Origin of the sequence: Bradyrhizobium sp. SZCCHNRI20481 (assembly GCF_032485055.1) — a bacterium.
In the GTDB taxonomy this organism is placed as follows: domain Bacteria; phylum Pseudomonadota; class Alphaproteobacteria; order Rhizobiales; family Xanthobacteraceae; genus Bradyrhizobium.
Genome location: NZ_JAUEUE010000006.1, coordinates 71,227 through 93,284, shown reverse-complemented (window position 1 = coordinate 93,284; position 22,058 = coordinate 71,227). Strand labels below are relative to the sequence as shown.

At 66.2% G+C, this 22,058-nt stretch carries 19 protein-coding genes; 12 read left to right on the top strand and 7 right to left on the bottom strand.

The window, feature by feature from the left end:
- Positions 1-476 precede the first annotated feature (476 nt).
- A complete protein-coding gene (gene ltrA, locus QX132_RS11240; RefSeq protein ID WP_316161173.1) occupies positions 477-1,799 on the top strand; it encodes a group II intron reverse transcriptase/maturase in 1,323 nt (440 codons plus the stop codon).
- A 699-nt stretch (positions 1,800-2,498) separates the two neighbouring features.
- On the opposite strand, the gene QX132_RS11235 is transcribed toward ltrA, so the two are convergent.
- The 4 genes from QX132_RS11235 to QX132_RS11220 all read right to left on the bottom strand — a co-directional run bounded on the left by QX132_RS11235 (position 2,499) and on the right by QX132_RS11220 (position 6,737).
- Positions 2,499-3,986, bottom strand: coding sequence for a L,D-transpeptidase family protein (locus QX132_RS11235; protein ID WP_316161172.1), 1,488 nt, complete (start codon positions 3,984-3,986; stop codon positions 2,499-2,501).
- A 294-nt stretch (positions 3,987-4,280) separates the two neighbouring features.
- Positions 4,281-5,243, bottom strand: a complete 963-nt coding sequence (locus tag QX132_RS11230; protein WP_315756907.1) for an acetyl-CoA carboxylase carboxyltransferase subunit alpha — start codon at positions 5,241-5,243, stop codon at positions 4,281-4,283.
- A gap of 219 nt (positions 5,244-5,462) precedes the next feature.
- Positions 5,463-6,419: a site-specific tyrosine recombinase XerD gene (xerD, locus tag QX132_RS11225; RefSeq protein ID WP_315735196.1), complete on the bottom strand. Its 957-nt coding sequence runs from the start codon at positions 6,417-6,419 to the stop codon at positions 5,463-5,465.
- A gap of 171 nt (positions 6,420-6,590) precedes the next feature.
- Positions 6,591-6,737, bottom strand: coding sequence for a histidine kinase (locus tag QX132_RS11220; protein WP_315735738.1), 147 nt, complete (start codon positions 6,735-6,737; stop codon positions 6,591-6,593).
- Positions 6,738-6,892: 155 nt separating this feature from the next.
- Here QX132_RS11220 and QX132_RS11215 point away from each other — a divergent pair, with 155 nt between their 5' ends.
- The 3 genes from QX132_RS11215 to QX132_RS11205 all read left to right on the top strand — a co-directional run bounded on the left by QX132_RS11215 (position 6,893) and on the right by QX132_RS11205 (position 10,081).
- Positions 6,893-7,558, top strand: a complete 666-nt coding sequence (locus tag QX132_RS11215; RefSeq protein ID WP_315735194.1) for a shikimate kinase — start codon at positions 6,893-6,895, stop codon at positions 7,556-7,558.
- Positions 7,555-8,703, top strand: a complete 1,149-nt coding sequence (gene aroB / locus QX132_RS11210) for a 3-dehydroquinate synthase (protein WP_316161170.1) — start codon at positions 7,555-7,557, stop codon at positions 8,701-8,703. The genes QX132_RS11215 and aroB overlap by 4 nt, the downstream gene beginning before the upstream one ends.
- A 73-nt stretch (positions 8,704-8,776) precedes the next feature.
- Positions 8,777-10,081 carry an HlyC/CorC family transporter gene (locus tag QX132_RS11205; protein ID WP_316161354.1) on the top strand — a complete coding sequence of 435 codons (1,305 nt, stop codon included), beginning with the start codon at positions 8,777-8,779 and terminating at the stop codon, positions 10,079-10,081.
- 7 nt (positions 10,082-10,088) lie between these two features.
- Here QX132_RS11205 and QX132_RS11200 read toward each other — a convergent pair whose 3' ends face one another.
- A complete protein-coding gene (locus tag QX132_RS11200) occupies positions 10,089-10,358 on the bottom strand; it encodes a BolA family protein (protein ID WP_315752308.1) in 270 nt (89 codons plus the stop codon).
- Positions 10,359-10,468: 110 nt separating this feature from the next.
- Between QX132_RS11200 and QX132_RS11195 the strand changes: the two genes are divergently transcribed.
- Positions 10,469-11,113, top strand: coding sequence for a J domain-containing protein (locus QX132_RS11195; RefSeq protein ID WP_315756912.1), 645 nt, complete (start codon positions 10,469-10,471; stop codon positions 11,111-11,113).
- Between the two features lie 43 nt (positions 11,114-11,156).
- Here the strand turns inward: QX132_RS11195 and QX132_RS11190 are convergent, their stop codons facing one another.
- Entirely contained in the window at positions 11,157-12,245 is a 1,089-nt protein-coding gene (locus QX132_RS11190) for a citrate synthase/methylcitrate synthase (protein WP_316161168.1), read from the bottom strand.
- An 81-nt stretch (positions 12,246-12,326) separates the two neighbouring features.
- On the opposite strand from QX132_RS11190, the gene QX132_RS11185 reads away from it, so the two are divergent.
- The gene (locus QX132_RS11185) at positions 12,327-13,550 is read left to right on the top strand and encodes a citrate synthase family protein (protein WP_315775684.1); all 1,224 of its coding nucleotides are present in this window, start codon (positions 12,327-12,329) and stop codon (positions 13,548-13,550) included.
- Between the two features lie 5 nt (positions 13,551-13,555).
- Here the strand turns inward: QX132_RS11185 and QX132_RS11180 are convergent, their stop codons facing one another.
- Positions 13,556-14,212 (bottom strand): DedA family protein, encoded by a 657-nt coding sequence (locus tag QX132_RS11180; protein WP_316161166.1) that lies wholly within the window; start codon positions 14,210-14,212, stop codon positions 13,556-13,558.
- A gap of 294 nt (positions 14,213-14,506) precedes the next feature.
- Here QX132_RS11180 and cobS point away from each other — a divergent pair, with 294 nt between their 5' ends.
- The 6 genes from cobS to QX132_RS11150 all read left to right on the top strand — a co-directional run bounded on the left by cobS (position 14,507) and on the right by QX132_RS11150 (position 21,836).
- A complete protein-coding gene (gene cobS, locus QX132_RS11175; protein ID WP_315735178.1) occupies positions 14,507-15,505 on the top strand; it encodes a cobaltochelatase subunit CobS in 999 nt (332 codons plus the stop codon).
- A gap of 144 nt (positions 15,506-15,649) precedes the next feature.
- The gene (gene cobT / locus QX132_RS11170; protein ID WP_316161165.1) at positions 15,650-17,551 is read left to right on the top strand and encodes a cobaltochelatase subunit CobT; all 1,902 of its coding nucleotides are present in this window, start codon (positions 15,650-15,652) and stop codon (positions 17,549-17,551) included.
- 66 nt (positions 17,552-17,617) lie between these two features.
- The gene (locus tag QX132_RS11165) at positions 17,618-18,694 is read left to right on the top strand and encodes an esterase-like activity of phytase family protein (RefSeq protein ID WP_316161164.1); all 1,077 of its coding nucleotides are present in this window, start codon (positions 17,618-17,620) and stop codon (positions 18,692-18,694) included.
- A 103-nt stretch (positions 18,695-18,797) separates the two neighbouring features.
- On the top strand, positions 18,798-19,910 hold the full coding sequence (locus tag QX132_RS11160; RefSeq protein WP_316161163.1) for an NADH:flavin oxidoreductase/NADH oxidase: 1,113 nt from the start codon (positions 18,798-18,800) through the stop codon (positions 19,908-19,910).
- A 217-nt stretch (positions 19,911-20,127) separates the two neighbouring features.
- The gene (locus QX132_RS11155) at positions 20,128-21,228 is read left to right on the top strand and encodes an LLM class flavin-dependent oxidoreductase (protein ID WP_315775680.1); all 1,101 of its coding nucleotides are present in this window, start codon (positions 20,128-20,130) and stop codon (positions 21,226-21,228) included.
- A gap of 182 nt (positions 21,229-21,410) precedes the next feature.
- Positions 21,411-21,836 carry a hypothetical protein gene (locus QX132_RS11150; protein WP_315735167.1) on the top strand — a complete coding sequence of 142 codons (426 nt, stop codon included), beginning with the start codon at positions 21,411-21,413 and terminating at the stop codon, positions 21,834-21,836.
- Positions 21,837-22,058 lie beyond the last annotated feature (222 nt).

Below are 22,058 nucleotides of genomic sequence, written 5' to 3'. Positions count from 1 at the left end.
CGCGTCTTATCAGTGGAGGCAGGTTCCACACGGACAATTGTCGATTGGTCCGTTAGCTGACGAGCGGTTCAACCGGGCGACTGGTGGATCGGAGCCTCGTGACGAAGGCCGCGATATGGCGGCTGAGCGATCCCGTGGGCCGTAATGCGAGTGAAGCCTGAGCAGGCCTCGAAAGGACCAATGCGAACGCCGACCCTCCCCACACGAGGGGAAGGCTGTACGAACAGGCAAGCAATCGACGCGTGCCCCTGTTCGGTTCGCCGGGGTAATGGGCACGGCACGCTGGAAGGGTAAGGCGGGTAATCGGGGGAGACCCGTTCGGCCGGAGTTCGCAACTTCAACATCGCGGTCAGGCGATGGGCCGGACGGGAGTCGGACAGGGTCGTACGACCTGCGATGTCGGGTAATGCCGGCGGAGGAAAGGACCCTGACTTCTGGCGTGCTTTCGAAGACGGTGAGGATCAGGGGGATTGGCGATGAGCCTCGAAACGCCCGATAAGATCAGAAGCCTTCAGAGGAAGCTGTATTGCAAGGCGAAGGCAGAGCCCGCCTTCCGCTTCTACCTGCTCTACGACAAGATCTGTCGCGAAGACATTCTTGGTCACGCTTATGCGCAGGCCCGCGCCAATGCGGGTGCGCCGGGGGTCGACGGGGTGAGCTTCGACCAGATTGAAGCGTTGGGCCTGGAAGGCTGGTTGGTGGGCTTGCGAGAGGATCTCGTCTCGAAGAGGTACCGGCCCGATCCGGTGCGGCGGGTGCTGATCCCGAAGCCGGGGGGCGGAGAACGTCCGCTCGGCATCCCGACGGTTCGGGACCGGGTGGTGCAGACCGCGGCCAAGATTGTGCTGGAGCCGATCTTCGAAGCGGACTTCGAGGACAGCGCCTACGGCTATCGACCGCGCCGCAGTGCGATCGATGCAGTCAAGGAAACGCACCGGCTGATCTGCCGGGGCTATACCGACGTGATAGATGCCGATCTGTCGAAATACTTCGACACGATCCCGCACGCGGACCTCCTTAAATCGGTGGCCCGTCGTGTCGTCGACCGGCATGTCCTATGGCTGATCAAGCTATGGCTGCAGGCTCCGGTCGAGGAGCGGGGTGCTGATGGCAAGCGGCGCATGAGCGGCGGCAAGGGCACCAAGCGAGGCACGCCGCAGGGCGGCGTCGCAAGTCCGTTGCTGGCCGTCATCTACATGAATCGCTTCCTGAAGCATTGGCGTCTGACCGGACGTGGCGAGGCGTTCCGAGCGCACGTCATCAGCTATGCCGACGACTTCGTGATCCTCAGCCGCGGCCACGCGGAGGAGGCCCTGACGTGGACACGGATGGTGATGACGAAACTTGGGCTCACTCTCAACGAGGCGAAGACCTCGCTGAAGGATGCCCGGCGCGAGAGCTTCGACTTCCTTGGCTATACGCTGGGACCACGACACCATCCCAAGGGTGGTGACTGGTACCTGGGCGCAAGCCCATCCAAGAAGAGCGTTCAGCGGATCAAGACGAAGATCGGAGAGCTTCTGAGGCCGCGCAACAAAGGCGCTTGGCCCGAGGTAAGACAGCGCTTGAACCGCCTGTTGGGCGGCTGGAGCGCGTACTTCTGCCATGGCTCTCTGAGCTCGGCCTATGGGGCTGTCGATCAGCATGTCCAAGACCGCGTGAGAAACTTCCTCCGCAGACGGCACAAGGTGCAAGGACGTGGCTTGGTATGGTTCTCACGAGACTACATCTACGGAGAACTGGCCGTGCACCGTCTTCGAAGCGGGCACCGACGGTCGCCGCCGCGGGCCTTACGGTGAAGCCGGTCGGAAAGCCGGATGCGGGAGAACCGCACGTCCGGTTTGATGAGCGGGGAAGAGAAACGGGGCAGTTGCAAACGCTCAAGCCACCGCGCTCTTCCTCGACTCTACTCCTGGCCTCCCGATGCTGAGGTCAAGTCGGCTGATGATGCCCCGCGCATCTCGCCGGTGATGGGGGCAAGACAGCCCGGTCCCCAGGGAGATCGCGAAGCAGCCGTTAAGACTATCGCGCAGGGAGGGCCGGGTCGTCCGGCTGGACCTGTGGTACCTGCCGCCTGCATTTTTTTCGCAGGCGGGCCACGGGCCTCAGTCGAGGTCCGGCCTTCCCTGCACCCTCGCTTCGGAGGAGGGTGAGATCGATGCATCACTCGGACGCCAAGGGCGCCGCGAGGACAATGACGCGCATCCCCAAATGCAGTTTGAGATTGCTGACCACGACGACACCACAAACGCGGTGCTCACCCTCCCCTGGAGGGGGAGGGTCGCCTCACGAGGAGCGAAGCGAAACGTGAGGCGGGGTGGGGTGATGTCTCCGCGCGCAAAAGCATGCGTGGAGAGATCACCCCACCCCGCTCGCCCGCTTCGCGTGCGATCGACCCTCCCCCTCCAGGGGAGGGTGGCACCGAGCGCGCGGCTAGCTTGCGCGTGTCCGGCGGCCCTCGGTGTCTCGCAAAAAAGCGGCGCTCGATGGACGGCTTACTATTTGAATCCTGCGAACCGGCTGTCGAACGAGTTCGACTGCAGCACCGGGACGGCGCCGGAGACCAGCGCGGTCTGGGTCTGGGCGGGGGCCGAGGCCGTGGTGGCGGGCGCGTCGCCGGCGGCGGGCTTGAACGGCGGCCGCGCGGCAGCCTGCCTGGTCTCGGCCGGCTTGGCCGCGATCGGCTTGGGCGCAGGTTTGATCTCGGCGGGCTTGATCTCCGAGGGCCTGGCCTCCGCGGTCCTGGTCTCGGGCTTCGCCGTCGCAGCCTTGGTGTCGGCCGCCGCATTGCCGCCAATCCCAACCTTGCGGGCGAGGCTCGACATGAAGCTCGGCTTCTCCGGCGCACTGACGGCTGCCACGCGAGTGGAGGGCGCCGCTGCGGGAGCCGGAGCCGGACTGGCCGGCATCGCGGCGACCTCGTCGGCGCCGGGCGCGCGCGGCGGGTTGACATGACCGGGGATCGTGCCTGGCGCCGGCGAGAAGTTGGCGAGCGACAGTCCCGGCGCTTCGCCGGCATCGGACAGGCCGGTGGAGGCGCCCGGCACGCGGCTGGCGAAGATCGGATTCATGCCGCCATCGATACCGGTGTTGAGCTTGGCGACCGGCGTGCCCTTGGCGACGAGCTTGGCGTATTCCACCTCGTCCGCCTGCTGCTTGTCGCGCACGGCGGCGGTGATCTCGTCGGGAACGACATAGGCCGGGCACTTGGCGGCGGCGTCGAACACCGGATCATGCGTCGCGCCCGGCGGCTTCTGGGCGTCGAAGACGTACTTCTTCTCGCAGAAGTCGACCTTCGGCTCCTGCCGGGTGACTTCGAAATGGTCGTAGCCTTCCTTGATCATGCGCCAGAACGGCATGTTCGGATTGTTGCGGTGCCTGGCCATGTTCACCGGCGTCATCCGGAACGGATAGGCCTGGAACTGGAAGGCCCGCTGGCCGCCGAAGAACGACTCGCGCCCAAGCGCATAGATCTCGGCGATCTGCTCGTCGGTCATGGCGAAGCAGCCGCGCGAGGAGCAGTCGCCATGCACCATCAGCTGCGAGCCGCTGCGGCCCAGCGCCTTGTCGAAGGCGTTCGGATAGCCGGTGTTGAAGGACAGGTAGTAGGCCGACTGCGGATTCATCTGGCTCGGATTGATCGAGTAGAAGCCCTCCGGCGCCTGGCGGTCGCCCTCGCGCACCTTGGGTCCGAGGTCGCCGGACCAGCGGCAGATCGGATAGGTCTTGAGCAGCGCGAACTTGCCGGAGCGGTCCTGCTTCCAGACCTCGAGCTCGGCCTCCTGCTTGAACACGCGGACCAGGATCGGCGACTGCAGATCCATGTCCTTCTCGCCCATCGTCGCGACGAGCTTCGGCGACACCGGCTGGTTGGCCTTGGCGTTGGTGGCGAGCGCGACCTGATCGCTGTTGCAACCCGTCAGCAGCGCACCGGCGGCCAACACCGCCGAGGTCATCAGAACCCGGACGAAAGCGCGGTTGATCAAGACAATGCTCCCCGCAAACCCGGCATGCCGCAACACCCCAGTCTCATCTCACCCGATCGGCCCGAAAGCTGGATAAATCACGGGTCGACCCTGCGTCATGCCGTCAAACCATTGATTAAAATTGTAGCCTTTGACCCCACGACCCGCAACCCGCGCTCCGGTGGAGCCGCGAGGCCCTGGCCGCTTTGGTCAACAACTTCTAAACAGCAGAGCCCGCCGGCGGGGCCGAAATGCGGCCAAACGGCTGGAAAGACTCACAAAACCGCGAGCGCCGAGGGCTCGGCTCCCGCCCGCTCAGCCGAGCTTGCGGCCGATCTCGATGAACTTCTGCCGGCGCTGCTTGCGGATGGCGTCGGCGTCGAGGCCCTTCAGCTCGTCAAGCGCCTGGGCGATCGCCTCGCCGGTGGCCGCGATCATCGCCGCGGGATCGCGGTGGGCGCCGCCGACCGGCTCCTTCAGGATGGTGTCGACCACGCCGAAGCGCAGCATGTCCTGGGCGGTGATCTTCATGCTGTTGGCGGCTTCCTGCGCCTTGGTGCCGTCGCGCCAGAGGATCGAGGAGGCGGCTTCCGGCGAGATCACGCTGTAGATCGCATGCTCCAGCATCAGCACGCGATTGGCGGTGGTCAGCGCGATGGCGCCGCCCGACATGCCCTCGCCGGTGATGATCGCGACGTTGGGCACGCCGAGTGCCAGGCAGGCATCGGTCGAGCGCGCGATGGCCTCGGCCTGGCCGCGCTCCTCGGCGCCGATGCCGGGATAGGCGCCGGCGGAATCGACCAGCGACAGCACCGGGATGCCGAACCGCTCGGCCATCTCCATCAGGCGGACCGCCTTGCGGTAGCCTTCCGGACGGGCCATGCCGAAATTGTGCTTGAGGCGGGATTCGGTGGTGGCGCCCTTTTCCTGGCCCATGACGCAGATCGGCTCGCCGCGGAAGCGGCCGAAGCCGCCGAGCAAAGCGGCGTCTTCGCCGAACTTGCGGTCGCCGGCGAGCGGGGTGAACTCGGTGATCAGCCCGCCCACGAAGTCCGTGAAGTGCGGCCGCTGCGGATGGCGGGCCACCATGGTCTTCTGCCACGGCGTGAGCGTGGCGTAGAGCTCGGCCAGCGCCTGGCCGGCCTTCTCCTCGATCCGGCTGACCTCCTCGCCGATATCGGTGCCGGAGGCGGCCATCGCCCGGAGTTCGTCGACCTTGGAATCGAGCTCGGCAACAGGCTTTTCGAAATCGAGGTAGCTGCGCATGGGATCCGGCATGGAAGAGCTGAAGGAAGAGCGCTGGGAGACGAAATCGGTTCGGCCTTCGGACCTGAAGCCGAAGGACTTCAGGAGCTTAGGGTACGATCGGTGCCCAGCCTCCCGGCATCGCGCCGGGATCGCGGGCAGGATGGCGCTCTTTCAGGGCAGACGGGCGCGAAGTCAAGCCGGCCGGGCGTCACGCCGGCGGATTTGGTTTCGGGAAGGTGTGAAGCGAGGTCAGGTCTCGGCCAGCGGGTGCAGGTCGCGCACCAGGCTCTTGAGCCGTTCCTCGACCACATGGGTGTAGATCTGGGTGGTCGAGATGTCGGTGTGGCCGAGCAGGGTCTGGACGATGCGCAGGTCGGCGCCGTTGTGCAGCAGATGGCTGGCGAAGGCATGGCGCAGCACGTGCGGCGACACCAGCCGGGCTGGCAGGCCGCTCGCCACCGCGAGCTCCTTGAGGTCGCGGGCGAAGTGCTGGCGGGTGAGGTGGCCGCTCTCGCCGAACGAGGGAAACAGCCATTTGCCGAACGTCGCGCTGGCCTTCTTCTCGGGCTTCAGCGCATCCAGGGCGGCGAGATAGTCGGCCATCGCCTGGCGCGAGGCCTGGTTCAGCGGCACCAGCCGCTCCTTGTTGCCCTTGCCGCGCACCACGATCATGCGGGCATCGTTGCGGGCGGCCGTCCGCGGCAGCGCCACCAGCTCGGAGACGCGCAAGCCGGTCGCGTAGAGCACCTCGAGCAGGCAATACAGCCGCAGCGCGCGCAGCCGCTGCGCCGGCGAGGCGTCCGTGCCCTCGCTCAGCTCCTTCGCGCGGGTCAGCATCCGGTCGACATCGCCGATCGACAGCACCTTGGGCAGCGGCCGGCCGCGTTTCGGGCCGGACAGGATCGCGGCGGGATCGTCGCTGCGGATGCGCTCGCTCAGCAGGAAGCGAAACAGGTGTCGCATCGCCGACAGCCGCCGCGCCACGCTGGAGGACTTGAAGCCCCTGGTGTCGAGATCGGCGAGATAGTCGCGCAATGCCTGGGTGTCGGCCGTGGCGAAGCCGTTGGCCTTGCCGCCGAGAAAGTCGGAGAGATCGGTGAGGTCGCGGCGATAGGCGTCCAGCGTGTTCTGACCGGCGCCCTGCTCGGCGGCCATCATGTCGAGGAACAGGCTCATCAGCCTGGCGTCGGAGGCCTTGACCTTCATGTCGTGAAATCCGCTGCGTCCGAGGCGATCGAATCACTACGAGGTATTCGTGCCGGCACGTCGAGCGGTGACTGCAAATCTGGCCGATATCGCGGCGCCCGGCCGCCTCAGACAATCGTAAAATTCTTAATCAATGCCCTGTGGCTTTTCGGTTCGCCGCAGCGGTGCCGATCATCTCTTCTGGAACCTGTCCGGCGGGATCGTCACCGTCATCTCGCGCGGCTTCGGGTTGACGAAATTCGCCAGCGCGTAGATCGCGCCATAGACCACGCCGACGATGATGGCGATGACGGTCAGGAAGCGGAACAGGCTGGGCATGTCGGTCGCGCAGGCCACCAGAAAGGGAATGGTTTCATCCAACATGTTCGCATCGGCCTTGCAAGCCCGTCGGGCAGACCGGGCAGCTCGCCTTGGCTCGGGGAGCGGAACAGGATGCCTTTGAAAGCAGCAGGGCCTGGGTTAGAAGCGGAGAAATGACCGAACCGACGCAACCAGCATCTGGACCTGTCGCCCAGGAGGCCGCGATTCTCGCAGGCCTCGGCAAGCGGCTGATCGTGCTGGTCGGCATGATGGGGGTCGGCAAATCGACCGTGGGCCGGCGGCTCGCGGCGCGGCTCCGGCTGCCGTTCGTCGATGCGGATACCGAGATCGAGACCGCAGCCGGCATGACCATACCGGAAATCTTCGAATCGCGCGGCGAGGACTATTTCCGCAATGGCGAGGCGCGGGTGATCGCCCGCCTGCTCGAAAATGGTCCGGCGGTGCTGGCAACCGGTGGCGGCGCCTTCATGCGCGAGGATACACGGCGGCGCATCCAGGAGAAGGCGGTCTCGGTGTGGCTGAAGGCCGATGCCGACGTGATCATGCGCCGCGTCCGGCGGCGGGCCGACCGCCCGCTGCTGCAGACGGCTGATCCCGAAGGCACGGTCGCGCGGCTCCTGACCGAGCGCGAGCCGGTCTACCAGCTCGCCGACCTCACGATCTTCTCGCGCGACGTGCCGCACGACCGGGTCGTCGAGGACTGCCTGGAGGCGCTGCAGGCGTTCTTCTCTCCACCGGAGACCGCGGCGAGGCCCACCGGACCACAACCCGATCCAGTTCAATCCGATCCTCCGCAGGCGATGGGCGCGCTCCGATGACGGCACCACTGAAGCATTCCGATCCGATGATCGTCGACGTCGCGCTCGGCGAGCGCGCCTATGACATCGTCATCGGCCGTGGCGTGCTCGCCTCGCTTGGCCAGCGCATCTCGGCGCTGCGGCCGGGTGTCCGGACGGCCATCGTCACCGACCGCACCGTGGCCGCGCACTGGCTGAAGCCGACCGAGGCGATCCTGGCGGAGGCGGGAATCCCGTCGTCCACGATCGTGGTCGAGGAGGGCGAGGGCTCCAAGACCTATGCCGGCCTCGAGAAGGTCAGCGAGGCACTGATCGCCGCCAGGATCGAGCGCAACGACCTCGTCGTCGCGCTCGGCGGCGGCGTGGTCGGCGATCTCGCCGGCTTCGCGGCCGCCATCCTGCGTCGCGGCGTCGACTTCGTGCAGGTTCCGACCTCGCTGCTGGCGCAGGTCGATTCCTCCGTCGGCGGCAAGACCGGCATCAACTCGCCGCAGGGCAAGAACCTGCTCGGCGCCTTCCACCAGCCGGTGCTGGTGATCGCCGACACCGCGGTGCTCGACACGTTGTCGCCGCGCCAGTTCCGCGCCGGCTATGCCGAGGTCGCCAAATACGGCCTGCTCGGCGATGCCAGCTTCTTCGCCTGGCTGGAAGCCAACCACGCCGACATCGTCAAGGGCGGTGCGGCGCGCGAGCACGCGGTCGCGACCTCCTGCCGCGCCAAGGCGGCGATCGTCGCCCGCGACGAGCGCGAGACCGGTGATCGGGCGCTGCTCAATCTCGGCCACACGTTCGGCCATGCGCTGGAGGCCGTGACCGGCTTCTCCGACCGGCTGTTCCACGGCGAGGGCGTCGCGGTCGGCATGGTGCTGGCGGCGCAGTTCTCGGCCGAGCTCGGCATGCTGCCGCCCGACGACGTCACACGCATCGAGCGTCACCTTGCCGCGGTCGGTCTGCCGACCCATCTGCAGGATATCGCCGGCTTCGCCCAGGAGGGGATCGGCGACGCCGACCGGCTTTTGGCCTTGATGGCGCAGGACAAGAAGGTCAAGCGGGGCAAGCTCACCTTCATCCTGATGGAAGCCATCGGCCGCGCCGTCATCGCGAAGGACGTCGATCCGGCGCGCGTTCGCGACTTCCTGCAGGCCAAATTGCGCAGCAGAAGCTGATCCCGGACTTTACGCCGTGTTGAGCAGTGCCAGCGGATCATCGGCGGCCTCCCTACAGAGCGACATCGGCGTCATGGACTGGATCACACTCTCCGTCGTCATCATCCTCCTCGCCGCCTCCGCCTTCTTTGCGCTGAGCGAGACCGCGCTGACCGGTGCCTCCCGCGCCTCGATGCTGCGGCTGTCGAAGCAGGGCAATCGCGACGCCGACGTGGTGTCGAGCCTGTTCGACATGCGCGAGCGGTTGATCGGCGCGCTGCTGCTCGGCAACAACATCGCCAATATCGGCGCTTCCGCATTGGCGACCGGCATCTTCACCGCCTGGTTCGGCGAGGTCGGCGTGCTCTATGCGACCGGCGTGATGACCGCGCTGGTGGTGATCTTCGCCGAGGTGCTGCCGAAGACGATCGCGATCAATGCGCCCGATCGCGTCTCGCTCACGGTTGCCAGACCAATGCGGGCCGCCGTGATCGTGCTTGGTCCGGTGCTCGCCGTGATCGAGGCGATCGTGCGTGGGCTGATGCGGCTGATCGGCTTCAAGGTCGGGGCCAATCAGCCGATCCTGTCGCCGACCGAACGCCTGCGCGGCGCAGTCGATCTCCTGCATCATGAAGGCAAGGTCGAGAAGCAGGACCGCGACATGCTCGGCGGCCTGCTCGATCTGCGCGAATTGCAGGTGTCCGACGTGATGGTCCACCGCACCGAGATGGTGATGGTGAATGCGGACCTGCCGCAGGAGGAACTGGTGCGTGAGGTGCTCGCCACCGAGTATACCCGCATCCCGCTATGGCGCGGGACGCCGGAGAACATCATCGGCGTGCTGCATGCGAAGGACCTGCTGCGTGCGATCCGCGCCGCCGAGGGCGACGTGTCGCACATCGACGTCGCCTCGCTGGCGCTGCCGCCTTGGTTCGTGCCGGAGATGCGTTCGGTGTCGGAACAGCTGAAAGCGTTCCGCCGCCGCAAGACGCATTTCGCGCTCGTGGTCGACGAGTATGGCGAGGTCGAAGGCATCGTCACGCTCGAGGACATCCTGGAAGAAATCGTCGGCGACATCTCCGACGAGCAGGACGTGCAGGTCGCCGGCGTGCGCGTGCAGCCGGACGGATCCGTCGTCGTCGATGGATCGGTGCCGATCCGTGATCTCAATCGCGCGATGGACTGGACGCTGCCGGACGAGGAGGCGACCACTGTCGCAGGTCTCGTGATTCACGAGGCGCGCTCGATCCCCGAGCGCGGCCAGAGCTTCACGTTCTACGGCTTCCGCTTTCGCGTGCTGCGCCGGGAGCGCAATCGCATCACCGCGCTGCGCATCGTACCGGTGCCCCGCGGCGAAACCGAGGAGACGCGGCCGCGCCGTGCAGGCACGGCGTTCTAATTGGGGATCAAGCCTCGCCCGGCGCCTTCGCATGCAGCGCGAGCGCGTGCACCGAGCCGGCAAGTTCCGCTGCCAATGCGGCGTTGATCAGGCGGTGGCGATCGACACGGCTCTTGCCGGCGAAGGCCTGCGACACAATATACACGCGGAAATGGGTCTCACCGCTCGGCTGATGGCCCATATGGCCTTCGTGCAGATGTGATTCGTCCTGAACATCGAGGCTTTCCGGCGAGAAAGCTTCGCGCAACTTTTTGATGATAGCATCTCGGGTCCGCATGGTCTCTGGAAATACGCATCAAATTATTTTTCGTCAATCGGCGGTCCCCGCCAGAGGTATTCGCAATGTCAAGACTTGAAGCTTTTCGCGTTGCGTAGTCAAAGTCCGCCATGGCGATCGATTCAAACAAATTCTTCGACTCCATCCGCATCAAGCCCAAGAAGCAGGCTGCGCGGCAGCCGGTGGTGCGCGAGGAGGCCCAGCCCTGTCAGTGGCCGGACTGCAAGAACAAGGGCTCGCACCGCGCGCCCAAGGGACGCGAGAACGTGCGCGAGTATTGGCACTTCTGCCTCGACCACGTGCGCGAGTACAACCAGTCCTATAATTTCTTCTCGGGGATGAACGCCGAGGCGGTCGCGCGCTATCAGAAGGATGCGCTGACCGGACATCGCCCGACCTGGAAGATGGGTGCCAACACGTCGGCCAAGCGCGGCACCGGCAGCGCCGAGGGCGATCTCGGCGATGCCGCCGATCCGTTCAGCGTCTTCGCCGAGATCAACGGCCGCGGCAGCTGGCGTCCGGATCCCCAGTCGGCCCCCAAGGCCGAGACGCGCAAGGTCTTCAACGCCGAGCGCAAGGCGCTGCAGGTGATGGGCCTTGGTCCCGATGCGACGCTCGAAGACGTCAAGGTCAAGTACAAGGCGCTGGTGAAGCAGCACCATCCCGACGCCAATGGCGGCGACCGCTCCACCGAGGATCGCCTGATCGAGATCATCAAGGCCTACAACTATCTGAAGACGGTGGTGAAGGGCTGACGCGCGGCAGCGCGCGAGGCTGCCGCGCGTCGCGCTCGACGGTTCAGGGCTTCGGCCCGATATAGGCCGAGCTGGGCCGGATCAGCCGCCCCGTCCGCTGCTGCTCGCGGGCATGCGCCGTCCAGCCTGCCGCACGCGCCACCGCGAAGATCGGCGTGAACGCCTGCCGCGGAATCTTCAGTGCATCGAGCAGGATGGCGGTGAAGAACTCCACATTGGTGTCGAGCACCCGCTCCGGATTCTTCTGCCGCAGCGCTTGGCGGATGTAAGCCTCCACCTCGCTCGCAAACGGCAGATCAGCCCCGCTGCCCGCCAGCCGCTCGATCGCGCCCTTGAGCACGTCGGCGCGCGGATCGCGCACGCGATAGATCCGATGCCCGAACCCCATCAGCCGCTCGCCGCGGCCGAGCGCCGCGTCGACCCACGGCTTGATGTGGTCGCGCGTCCCGATCGCGTCCAGCATCTCCAGCACCGGCTCCGGCGCCCCGCCATGCAGCGGGCCGGTGAGCGCGCAATAGCCGGCGGTCACCGACGCGAACAGGTCGGCCTGGGTCGAGGCCACGACCCGCGCGGCGAAGGTCGAGGCGTTCATGCCGTGATCGCAGACGGTGACGAGATAGGTGTCCAAGGCCGCCACCTCCCCGCTCTCGGGCCTATCGCCACGCACCATCCGCAACGTATCGGCGGCGTGGCTGGCATCAGGGTCGGGGGCAATCGGCTGCGCTTCCTGTGCGCGCTGGACCAAGGCGCCGGCGATCACCGGGCAGGCGCCGACGATCGTGGCTTCGTCGTCGAGCCCGGGTTCGTGGCGCAGCGCCGCGACCGCGGCGCGGAAGCCGTCGATGATCGACAGGCCGGAGGTCGCGGCGAGCAGCTCGGGCAGCCGGGCAAAGGCACGCTCGCGGGCACGACCAAGGCTGGCGCGGACCTCGGCCTCGCCGACGGTGCGCTTCGTGGCCGCGCTCCATAGCCGGGCGGTCACGCCCTCGAAGCCGTTGGCGGCGGCGAGATCGGCCACACGGGCGCCGGCGATGATGAGCTCTCCCTGCTGGCCGTCGACGTGGCTGAGCACGGTCTCGGCGGCGGCGATGCCGTCGAGGCCGATCGGGGTCTTGCCGAGGTGGATGGTCATGGCGGGTCTCCTTCACGAGTGGTCACGCCGGCAAGATCCGCCCAGTCGACAACTTGATCAATCTTGATTAAGCTGATCAATATGAAAAAAGACAGCGGACTTTACCTATCTGCCCGTGAAGCTTCGGCCGAGCTCGCGATCTCGCCGGCCACCCTCTACGCCTATGTCAGCCGCGGCCTGGTCCGCTCCGAGCCGTCGCCGAACTCGCGCAGCAGCCGCTATCGCGCCGAGGACATCCGCGCCCTGAAGGAGCGTCGTGCGCCGGCCCCCGAGCCGCGCGCTTTCCGCAGCTTCGATGCGGATCTCCCCGTGTTCGATTCCGCCGTGTCGACGATCACCGAAGCCGGTCCGATCTATCGCGGCGTCAATTGCGTCGACCTGGCCGCGCGCGACACGCTGGAGCATGCCGCGACACTGTTGTGGGACGTGACCGCGCTCGATCCGTTTGCGCCAGACAACCTTCCGGCCGTGTCGGAGGAGATGAGTCTCATCGCCGATGCCGCGCGGCGCGCGGCGCCGATCGACCGCGCCATCGCGGTGCTGGCGCTGGCGACACATGCTGATCCCGCGGCCTTCAACCGCGCACCCGACGGTCGGGCGCTGGTCGGCGCCCGCATCGTTCGGCTTGTGGTCGCAACCATGCTGAACCAGCCCGCGTCAGCCGATCCGCTCCATGTTCAGGTAGCGCGGAGCTGGGCGCCCGGACACGAACATGCGCCGGACCTGATCCGCCGCACCTTGGTGCTGCTTGCCGATCATGAGCTGAACGCGTCGACCTTCACCGTCCGCTGTGCGGCGTCGACGGGCCTCAGCCTCTACGATGCCGTCATCGCGGGTCTTGCGGCGCTCAAAGGGCCGCAGCACGGCGGTGCCGGCGTGCTGGCGTCGCAACTGGTGAAGGCACTCATCGATCGCGATGTCGCGCCGCTGATCCGCGAGCGGGTGGCGCTGGGCGAGCGCTTCGCCGGGTTCGGGCATGGCGTCTACAAGCGCGGTGATCCGCGCGCGATCTCGCTGCTGGAGGCGCTGACGCGGGCCGGCGCGCCGCGCAAATTCACCCGCGAGGTGCCGGAGCGGATCGCAGAGGCGACCGGCGAGTTCGTTAACATCGACTACGCGCTTGCGGTGCTGGTGCATAGTCTGCGTCTGCCCGCCGGCAGCGAGCTGGCGCTGTTCGCGATGGCCCGCTGCGTCGGCTGGATCGCCCACGCCTGCGAGCAGCTGCAGCATGGCCGCCTGATCCGCCCGCGCGCCCGCTATATCGGACCCGCACCCGGCCGCGGCGCCATGTTGGATTCGCTGTAGCCGTTCTAATCCGCGGCGCCGGCCGCCAGCTGCGTCTCGCGCCGCTTCCGCATCAATCTGAGGACCAGCCAGACCACGATCGTTCCGGCGATCGCCGCGATGATCCAGGTGGATTTGGCGATATGGCTATGATGCGGAATGCCGCCATAGCGGTGCAACAGCTGCACGGCGAATACTCCGGGCAGGACATGGGCGCAGGCCCACAGCACGATGGCAGGGATGTTCACGGCGTAGAAGCGCGGCGGAGGGATGTCGAGCGCGCCGGCCGTGATCGGCACGACGGCGCGGATCGGCGCGACAAAGCGGGCGAAGAAGATCGCCAGGGTGCCGAAACGGTGGAAGAAGGCCTCGCTCTGCGCCACCAGGCGCGGATAGTTCGAGAACGGCCAACTCGTCAGGATCTCGCGCTGCCTGCGATGGCCGACCCAGAACGCCCCGCCGTCCCCCAGCACCGCGCCCAGGATGGCCGCCGCCAGCACCCATTGCAGGGTCAGCTCGCCGCCCGGAATCAACGCGCTCAGCGCCAGGATGATGGTCGTGCCTGGAACCACCGAGCCCATGATCGGGATCGCCTCCAGCAGGGCGGCCAGAAACAGGGTGAGATAGGCCAGTCCCGCATGCGCTGAGACGAAGGCAATGAGGGGATCGAACAGATGGGCCACGCGGTTCCTGTTGGTGGAGAGGGTGGGCGGGAGCTCCTCGATAAGTAGGAACCCCGGCTCCGGGTGCCACGTCGAGATCCTGGGAAGAGCCGGTGGGCGAAAAGGTGGCACGATTCGCAGGGCAGCCTTTCGAAAACGGCCACTCATGCCTATCTCGATGATATAACGACGGAACTTTGATCAAGGCTTAGGCTTCTGCCCGCGCGTGCTCTCTGCTAGGCTGGCGTCGAAGCCCTTCAACCGCAGCCAAACATGAAATCTGGTTTCGGGAATGCCCGGGACCCCGGAGGATGAATGACGACCGCCGCTACGACCAATGCGCAGGAGATGACCGGTGTGCCCGACATGAAGGTGTCGGTGCGGCAGGTGTTCGGGATCGACAGCGACCTTGAGGTGCCGGCTTTTTCCGCAAGCGACCCGCATGTCCCCGAGGTCGACGCCGACTACCGCTTCGACCGCGCCACGACGCTTGCGATCCTGGCCGGCTTCGCCAAGAATCGCCGTGTGATGGTGACCGGATACCACGGCACCGGCAAGTCGACCCATATCGAACAGGTCGCGGCGCGACTCAACTGGCCCTGCGTGCGCGTCAACCTCGACAGCCACATCAGCCGTATCGACCTCGTCGGCAAGGACGCGATCGTGGTCAGAGACGGCAAGCAGGTCACCGAGTTTCGGGATGGTATCCTGCCCTGGGCGCTGCAGCACAACGTCGCGCTGGTGTTCGACGAATATGATGCCGGCCGTCCGGACGTGATGTTCGTGATCCAGCGCGTGCTTGAAGTGTCGGGCCGGCTGACCCTGCTCGACCAGAACAAGGTGATCAAGCCGCACCCGGCGTTCCGTCTGTTCGCGACCGCCAACACCATCGGGCTCGGCGACACTTCGGGCCTCTATCACGGCACCCAGCAGATCAACCAGGGCCAGATGGACCGCTGGTCGATCGTCACCACGCTCAACTACCTCGCCCATGACGAGGAGGTCGAGATCGTGCTGGCCAAGGCCAAGCACTATCAGAACGCACAGGGCCGCGACACCGTCAACAAGATGGTGCGGCTCGCCGACCTCACGCGCAACGCCTTCGCCAATGGCGATCTGTCGACGGTGATGAGCCCGCGCACGGTGATCACCTGGGCCGAGAACTCCGAGATCTTCGGCGACATCGGCTTCGCCTTCCGTGTGACGTTCCTCAACAAGTGCGACGAGCTCGAGCGTCCGCTGGTCGCGGAATTCTATCAGCGCTGCTTCAATGCGGAGCTGCCGGAATCCTCCATCAACGTGGCGCTGAGCTGACACACCGGCGTCGTCCTGGCCTCGGGCCGGGACCCATACGCCGCGGCCTCTCTCGTCGGGTGATGCGGGAGAGCGAGTGCGAACAAACGAACGCCGGTGGTTATCGGGCCTGGCGTTCGCCGGGACGATAGCCGCAGGAATCAGATGACCACACCGAGCAACAAGCCCCGTCCTGGCGTCAAGGAAGCACCAACCGAACCTTTCAAGAGGTCGGTCACGGGGTGCCTGCGCGCGATCGCCAGGGCGTCCGAGCTCGAAGTCTCCTTCGCGGCCGAGCGTCCCGGCCTTGCGCCGGGCAAGGCCCGGCTGCCGGAGCCGGCGCGCAAGATGACCAAGCGCGACGCCGCCGTGGTGCGCGGCCATGCCGACTCGATCGCGCTGAAGCTCGCCTGTCATGATCCGAAAATCCATCGCAAGCTGATCCCGGGCAATCCGCAGGCGCGTGGCGTGTTCGAGGCGGTCGAGCAGGCCCGCGTCGAGGCGATCGGTGCAAAACGCATGGCCGGCGTCGCCAGGAATCTCACGGCGATGCTCGATGATCACTTCCATCGCGGCAAATATGACGAGATCACCGACCGTGCCGACGCGCCGCTGTCGGATGCGCTGGCCATGATGGTGCGCGAGCGCCTCACCGGCATGGCGCCGCCGAATGCGGCGCGTAAGGTGGTCGATCTCTGGCGTCCGTTCCTGGAGGACAGGATCGGCCAGCGTCTTGATGAGCTCGGCCGCTTCACCGAGGACCAGGCCAAGTTCGGCGACCTCGTCCACGATCTCTTGTCGGCGCTCGATCTCGGCGATGAACGCAACGCCGATTCGGAAGAGGACGAGGACAACGACGACAACCGCGACGGCGACAATGAGCAGTCCGGCGCCGAGGGCTCGCCCGAATCCGACGCTGCGCAGGAGATGAGCGCAGACCAGGCGCAGACGACGTCGGACGAGATGTCGGAGAGCGCCATGGAGGCGGCACAGGCCTCGGCGTCCGACACGCTCGATGACGGCGAACTCGGCGACGACGAGACGCCGGGTGAGGCGACGCGTCCGAACCGCGGCGGTGCGAACGAGCCGCGCGGCCCCGAATATCACGCCTTCGCGCCGAAGTTCGACGAGATCATCGCGGCGGAGGACCTGTGCGACCACGACGAGCTGGAGCGCCTGCGCTCCTATCTCGACAAGCAGCTTGCGCACCTGCAAGGCATCGTGGCGCGGCTCGCCAACCGGCTGCAGCGCCGGCTGATGGCGCAGCAGAACCGCGCCTGGGAGTTCGATCTCGAGGAAGGCGTCCTCGATCCGGCGCGGCTGTCGCGCGTGGTCATCGATCCCTATCAGCCGCTGTCGTTCATGCGCGAGAAGGAGGCGACCTTCCGCGATACGGTCGTCACGCTGCTGCTCGACAATTCCGGCTCGATGCGCGGACGCCCGATCACGGTGGCCGCGACCTGCGCCGACATTCTCGCCCGCACGCTCGAGCGCTGCGGCGTCAAGGTCGAGATCCTCGGCTTCACGACGCGGGCCTGGAAGGGCGGGCAGTCGCGCGAGGCGTGGCTCGCCGCCGGCAAGCCGGCCAATCCCGGCCGCCTCAACGATCTCCGCCACATCATCTACAAGTCGGCCGATGCGCCGTGGCGGCGGGCGCGCAAGAATCTCGGCCTGATGATGCGCGAGGGGCTGCTGAAGGAGAACATCGACGGCGAGGCGCTCGACTGGGCGCACAAGCGCCTGCTCGGGCGTACCGAGCAGCGCAAGATCTTGATGATGATCTCGGACGGTGCGCCGGTCGATGACTCCACGCTGTCGGTCAATCCGGGCAACTATCTGGAGCGGCATCTGCGCCACATCATCGAGGAGATCGAGACTCGCTCGCCGGTCGAGCTGATCGCGATCGGCATCGGCCACGACGTCACGCGCTACTACCGTCGCGCGGTGACCATCGTCGACGCCGAGGAGCTCGGTGGCGCCATCACCGAGAAGCTCGCCGAATTGTTCACGGAGACCCACGCGGCGCCGCAGCCTGCGCCGGGGCAAAAGCGCAGGCTGCATTCGTAAGCGGCCGTCGGCCGGCTGCGTCCCTCCTCCGCCTCGGAGGAGGTGGGGGAGGGGGCTCCGCTGACGATGTCGCTGCAGGCGATTGCCGACCGCAGGCGCTTTCTCGCGCTGACCATCGGCGGAGTGTCGGCATTCGCATGGTCCACGACGGCTCGTGCGCAACTCGCGCCGACGCCTGTCCGCAGACGCGCAGCTTCCGACGAGCACTCCGTCACGTCGCCGGTGAAGATCGAGGTCAATGCGCGACCGCTGCCTGCGTTCGACCTCCGCGATAGGACCCATCTGCGCTTCGGGATGCTGCAGTATCGCAGCGGCGTGGCGCTGACCTCGTCCTATCCCGGCTTCGGCGGCCTGTCCGGCATCCGGCTCGATGCCAAGGGTGAACGCTTCCTCGCGGTCAGCGACAAGGGCGGCTGGTTCACCGGCCGCATTGCCTATTCCGGCCGCGAAATCGCGGGGCTCGCCGATGTCGAAGCGGCGCCGCTGCTCGGTCCGGACGGACGGCCCATCACCGATCGCGGCTGGTATGATTCCGAGTCGCTCGCTCGCGATGGCGACGTCGTCTATGTCGGCCTCGAGCGCGTCAACCAGCTCCTGCGCTACGATTTCGCCAAGGGCGGAACCGGCGCGCGCGGCGAGATCGTGCCGCTGCCGTCGGCCGCCAAGCGGCTACCCCACAACAAGGGACTGGAAGCGTTGGTAGTCGTGCCGAAGGGCCTGCCGCTCGCCGGCGCCCTGATCGCGCTCTCCGAGCGCGGTCTGGACCCGAACGGCAATCTGCTCGCCTTCCTGATCGGCGGACCCGCGGCGGGACAGTTCAGCATCGTCCGCAGCAACGAGTTCGACGTCAGCGATGCCGTGCTGCTGCCGTCGGGCGATCTGCTGGTGCTCGAACGCAAGTTCTCGCTGTTCAACGGGGTCGGCATTCGAATCCGCCGGCTGATGCTTGCGCAGATCGCGCCGGGCGCGCTGGTCGATGGTCCGGCGATCTTCTCCGCCGATCTCGGGCAGGAGATCGACAATCTCGAGGGCATCGATGCGCATGTCACGCCGGAGGGCGAGACCGTGCTGACGCTGGTGTCCGACGACAATTTCTCGATGATCCAGCGCACGCTGCTGCTGCAGTTCACGCTGGTGGGGTGAGCCGCGGCGCCGCTGCGGCGGCTCGCGTTGACCGCGCCTCGTCCATGATCGACACTCGCCGCCATCAGATCATCGCGTCAACCGTCGCAACCTGGAACTCAGCATGAGCGCCCTGTTCACTCCGATCAAGCTGCGCAGTCTCGAACTCGCCAACCGCATCATGGTGTCGCCGATGTGCCAGTACTCGGCCGAGAATGGTGCGGCCAACGACTGGCACTTCACCCACATCAACACGCTGGCGCTGTCGGGCGCGGCGATGTTCTGCATCGAGGCGACGCATGTCGAGCCGATCGGGCGCATCACCCCCGGCTGCCTCGGGCTGTGGGACGATGCGACGGAAGCTGCGCTGAAGCCGATCCTGGCCTCGGTTCGCAAACATGCGAAGGCTGCGGTTGCGATGCAGCTCGCCCATGCCGGCCGCAAGGGCTCCAGCCACAAGCCGTGGGATGGCGGACAGCAGATTCCGCTCGCGGACAGCGGATGGCAGACGGTCGCGCCCTCGGCCCTGCCGCACAAGGATGGCGAGCTCGCGCCGCAGGAGCTCGATGCAGCCGGACTGAAGCGGGTGTGCGATGCGTTCGTTTCCGCAGCCCAACGAGCCGCGCGCCTCGGCATCGACGCGATCGAGCTCCACGGCGCGCATGGCTATCTGCTGCATCAGTTTCTGTCGCCGATCGCCAACCAGCGCAGCGACGCCTATGGCGGCTCGCTCGAAAACCGCATGCGGTTTCCGCTCGACGTGTTCGATGCGGTGCGGGCGGTATTTCCGGCGGACAGACCGGTCGGCGTGCGCGTCTCGGCGACCGATTGGGTCGACGGCGGCTGGGATCTCGATCAGACCATCACGTTTGCGCAAGAGCTGAAGCGCCGCGGCGCCGATTGGATCGACGTCTCCTCGGGCGGCGTGTCGCCGTTGCAGAAGATCACGCTCGGACCCGGCTATCAGGTGCCGTTCGCCGCGGCCGTGAAACAGGCGACGGCGCTTCCCACCATTGCGGTCGGTCTCATCACGCAGGCGCAGCAAGCCGAGGAGATCGTGGCCTCGGGCAAGGCCGACATGGTCGCGCTGGCCCGCGGCATGCTCTATGACCCGCGCTGGGGCTGGCACGCCGCAGCGGAGCTCGGCGGACAAGTCGCCGCACCTCCGCAATATTGGCGCTCGCAGCCGTCGACGCAGAAGGAGCTGTTCGGCAGGACGACGTTCGGCGCACGCTGACGTGCAATTGATGACCGCAATGTTGCGCATCAGCGTTGCAAAATTCTGCGGTCATCATTCCGCCCGCGACACGGCTGACGATTGTCGCTGTCGGACGAAGTGCTAGACTTCGCAGACCACGTGCGGCGATGCCGACTCGTCTGGTCGTGTTTCGTCTCGCGTGAAGATGAGCGCATCGCAAAGATGCGCCGCAATATAAACGCGAGAGGAAAGCGCCATGGAAATCGGATATTTCACGATGCCCTCGCATCCGCCGGAGTGCGGATTGAAGGAGGGGCAGGAGTGGGACCTGCAGGTCCTGCGGTGGCTCGACGAACTCGGCTATCAGGAAGCCTGGATCGGCGAGCATCACACCGCGCCGTGGGAGCCGCATCCGGCGCCCGACCTGATTCTGGCGCAGGCCTTCCGCGAAACCAAGAACATCCGGCTCGGGCCCGGCGGCTTCCTGCTGCCCTATCATCACCCGGCCGAACTCGCCAATCGCGTCGCGATGCTCGATCACCTCTCCGACGGCCGCCTCAATTTCGGCATTGCCGCATCCGGCCTGCCGAGCGACTGGGCGATGTTCAACGTCGACGGCATGAGCGGCCAGAACCGCGAGATGACGCGCGAGGCTCTGGAGATCATCCTGAAGATGTGGTCCGAGGACGCGCCATGGACGTACAAGGGCAAGTACTGGACGGTGACCAAGCCCGACGTGATGTTCGACTTCCTCAAGCCGCACATCAAGCCGGTGCAGGCGCCGCATCCGCCGATCGGCGTCGCCGGCCTATCGAAGAACTCCGACACGCTGAAGCTCGCCGGCGAGCGCGGCTTCATCCCGATGAGCCTCAACCTCAACCCCGCCTATGTGTCGTCGCACTGGGACTCGGTCGAGGCCGGCGCCGCCAAGTCCGGCCGCAAGCCCAGCCGCAGCGATTGGCGGCTGGTGCGCGAGGTATTCGTCGCCGATACGGACGAGGAAGCCTGGCGCTTGTCCTCCGGCGACATGATGGGACGGATGATGGGCGAATACTTCCTGCCCCTGCTCGGTCATTTCGGCTTCAAGGACTATCTGAAGCACTCACCCGATGTGCCCGATTCCGACGTGACGGTGGATTATTGCGCCAAGCGCAACTGGATCGTCGGCTCGCCGGCCACGGTGACCGAGAAGATCGAGAAGATCTGGCATGAGGTCGGCGGCTTCGGCACGCTGTGCGTGTTCGGCTTCGACTACAAGCACAGGCCGGAAGCCTGGCACAACTCGCTGCGCCTCTTGAAGCAGGAGGTCATGCCGAGGTTGAGCCACCTCAATGCCGACCTGACCAGGGCCGCCTAGTATGTTGGCGCCAGCATTCGCCCTCCCTTTCGGGCAGTGCTGGCATCAAAAGAAATGTAGCTAAAATTTTCGCGCGAGTGCAGCTTCAGATTTGACGTTTGGGTGACGGTCTTGCCGTTAGGACGGTCCAGGCGTCGAATCCGCTGCATGCGCGTGGCGGGTCTGACATTTGGGGGCAGGTCATGCGGTTTCGCGTCAGGAAGTTTGCCCATATCCTCGAACGCTCGGGTTTGGCTCTGGCGGGGGCCGCCTGCGGCGTCTTCGTCGGGGCGCATGTCGGCTCCAGCGTTCCGTTGCTGACCACGCAGGGCTTCCTGATCGTGATGATGCTATCTGGGGCACTGGGCTTCTATCTCGGCATCGACACGCCGCAACTCCCTTTTCATCCGCATGACGAGGACTCACCTGCGGAGACGAAGATCGATACGGCCGAATTCCTGAGCGCCGTCGGGACCTTCCTTGCGACCCTGACGGCGTTCTTCGCCGTCGCCATCATCATCCTGCGCGAAGATCCGCACATCGTCTGGACGTCGCTGATCATGGTCGGCTGGATCATCGGCGTGATCATGCAGATCGTTTCCGGCGCGATCGCGCGTCTGCGGCGCTGATTTTCCCTGTTCAATTTTTGGGCTAACGCTGTCGCGAGTTTCATCTTGCGGCCGCGATTGCGATCGTGTGAGCCTTTGCATCAAGGGGCTCGACCTGTGAGCCGCGTCGTCCGGGGGCGCATTGCGCGACTGACACAGGTCCTGGCGACGTTTCCAAAGCGTTGCCCGCGGTCGTATTGGAGCCCGTTCTACGGCGCTGCGCGCGGACGATCCAACAGCCCA

Coding starts and splice junctions, on each gene's coding strand:
- ltrA (WP_316161173.1), top strand. CDS start 477: ATGAGCCTCGAAACGCCCGATAAGATCAGAAGCCTTCAGAGGAAGCTG.
- QX132_RS11230 (WP_315756907.1), bottom strand. CDS start 5,243: ATGCCGGATCCCATGCGCAGCTACCTCGATTTCGAAAAGCCTGTTGCC.
- xerD (WP_315735196.1), bottom strand. CDS start 6,419: ATGAAGGTCAAGGCCTCCGACGCCAGGCTGATGAGCCTGTTCCTCGAC.
- QX132_RS11220 (WP_315735738.1), bottom strand. CDS start 6,737: ATGCCCAGCCTGTTCCGCTTCCTGACCGTCATCGCCATCATCGTCGGC.
- QX132_RS11215 (WP_315735194.1), top strand. CDS start 6,893: ATGACCGAACCGACGCAACCAGCATCTGGACCTGTCGCCCAGGAGGCC.
- aroB (WP_316161170.1), top strand. CDS start 7,555: ATGACGGCACCACTGAAGCATTCCGATCCGATGATCGTCGACGTCGCG.
- QX132_RS11205 (WP_316161354.1), top strand. CDS start 8,777: ATGGACTGGATCACACTCTCCGTCGTCATCATCCTCCTCGCCGCCTCC.
- QX132_RS11200 (WP_315752308.1), bottom strand. CDS start 10,358: ATGCGGACCCGAGATGCTATCATCAAAAAGTTGCGCGAAGCTTTCTCG.
- QX132_RS11195 (WP_315756912.1), top strand. CDS start 10,469: ATGGCGATCGATTCAAACAAATTCTTCGACTCCATCCGCATCAAGCCC.
- QX132_RS11190 (WP_316161168.1), bottom strand. CDS start 12,245: ATGACCATCCACCTCGGCAAGACCCCGATCGGCCTCGACGGCATCGCC.
- QX132_RS11185 (WP_315775684.1), top strand. CDS start 12,327: ATGAAAAAAGACAGCGGACTTTACCTATCTGCCCGTGAAGCTTCGGCC.
- cobS (WP_315735178.1), top strand. CDS start 14,507: ATGACGACCGCCGCTACGACCAATGCGCAGGAGATGACCGGTGTGCCC.
- cobT (WP_316161165.1), top strand. CDS start 15,650: ATGACCACACCGAGCAACAAGCCCCGTCCTGGCGTCAAGGAAGCACCA.
- QX132_RS11165 (WP_316161164.1), top strand. CDS start 17,618: ATGTCGCTGCAGGCGATTGCCGACCGCAGGCGCTTTCTCGCGCTGACC.
- QX132_RS11160 (WP_316161163.1), top strand. CDS start 18,798: ATGAGCGCCCTGTTCACTCCGATCAAGCTGCGCAGTCTCGAACTCGCC.
- QX132_RS11155 (WP_315775680.1), top strand. CDS start 20,128: ATGGAAATCGGATATTTCACGATGCCCTCGCATCCGCCGGAGTGCGGA.
- QX132_RS11150 (WP_315735167.1), top strand. CDS start 21,411: ATGCGGTTTCGCGTCAGGAAGTTTGCCCATATCCTCGAACGCTCGGGT.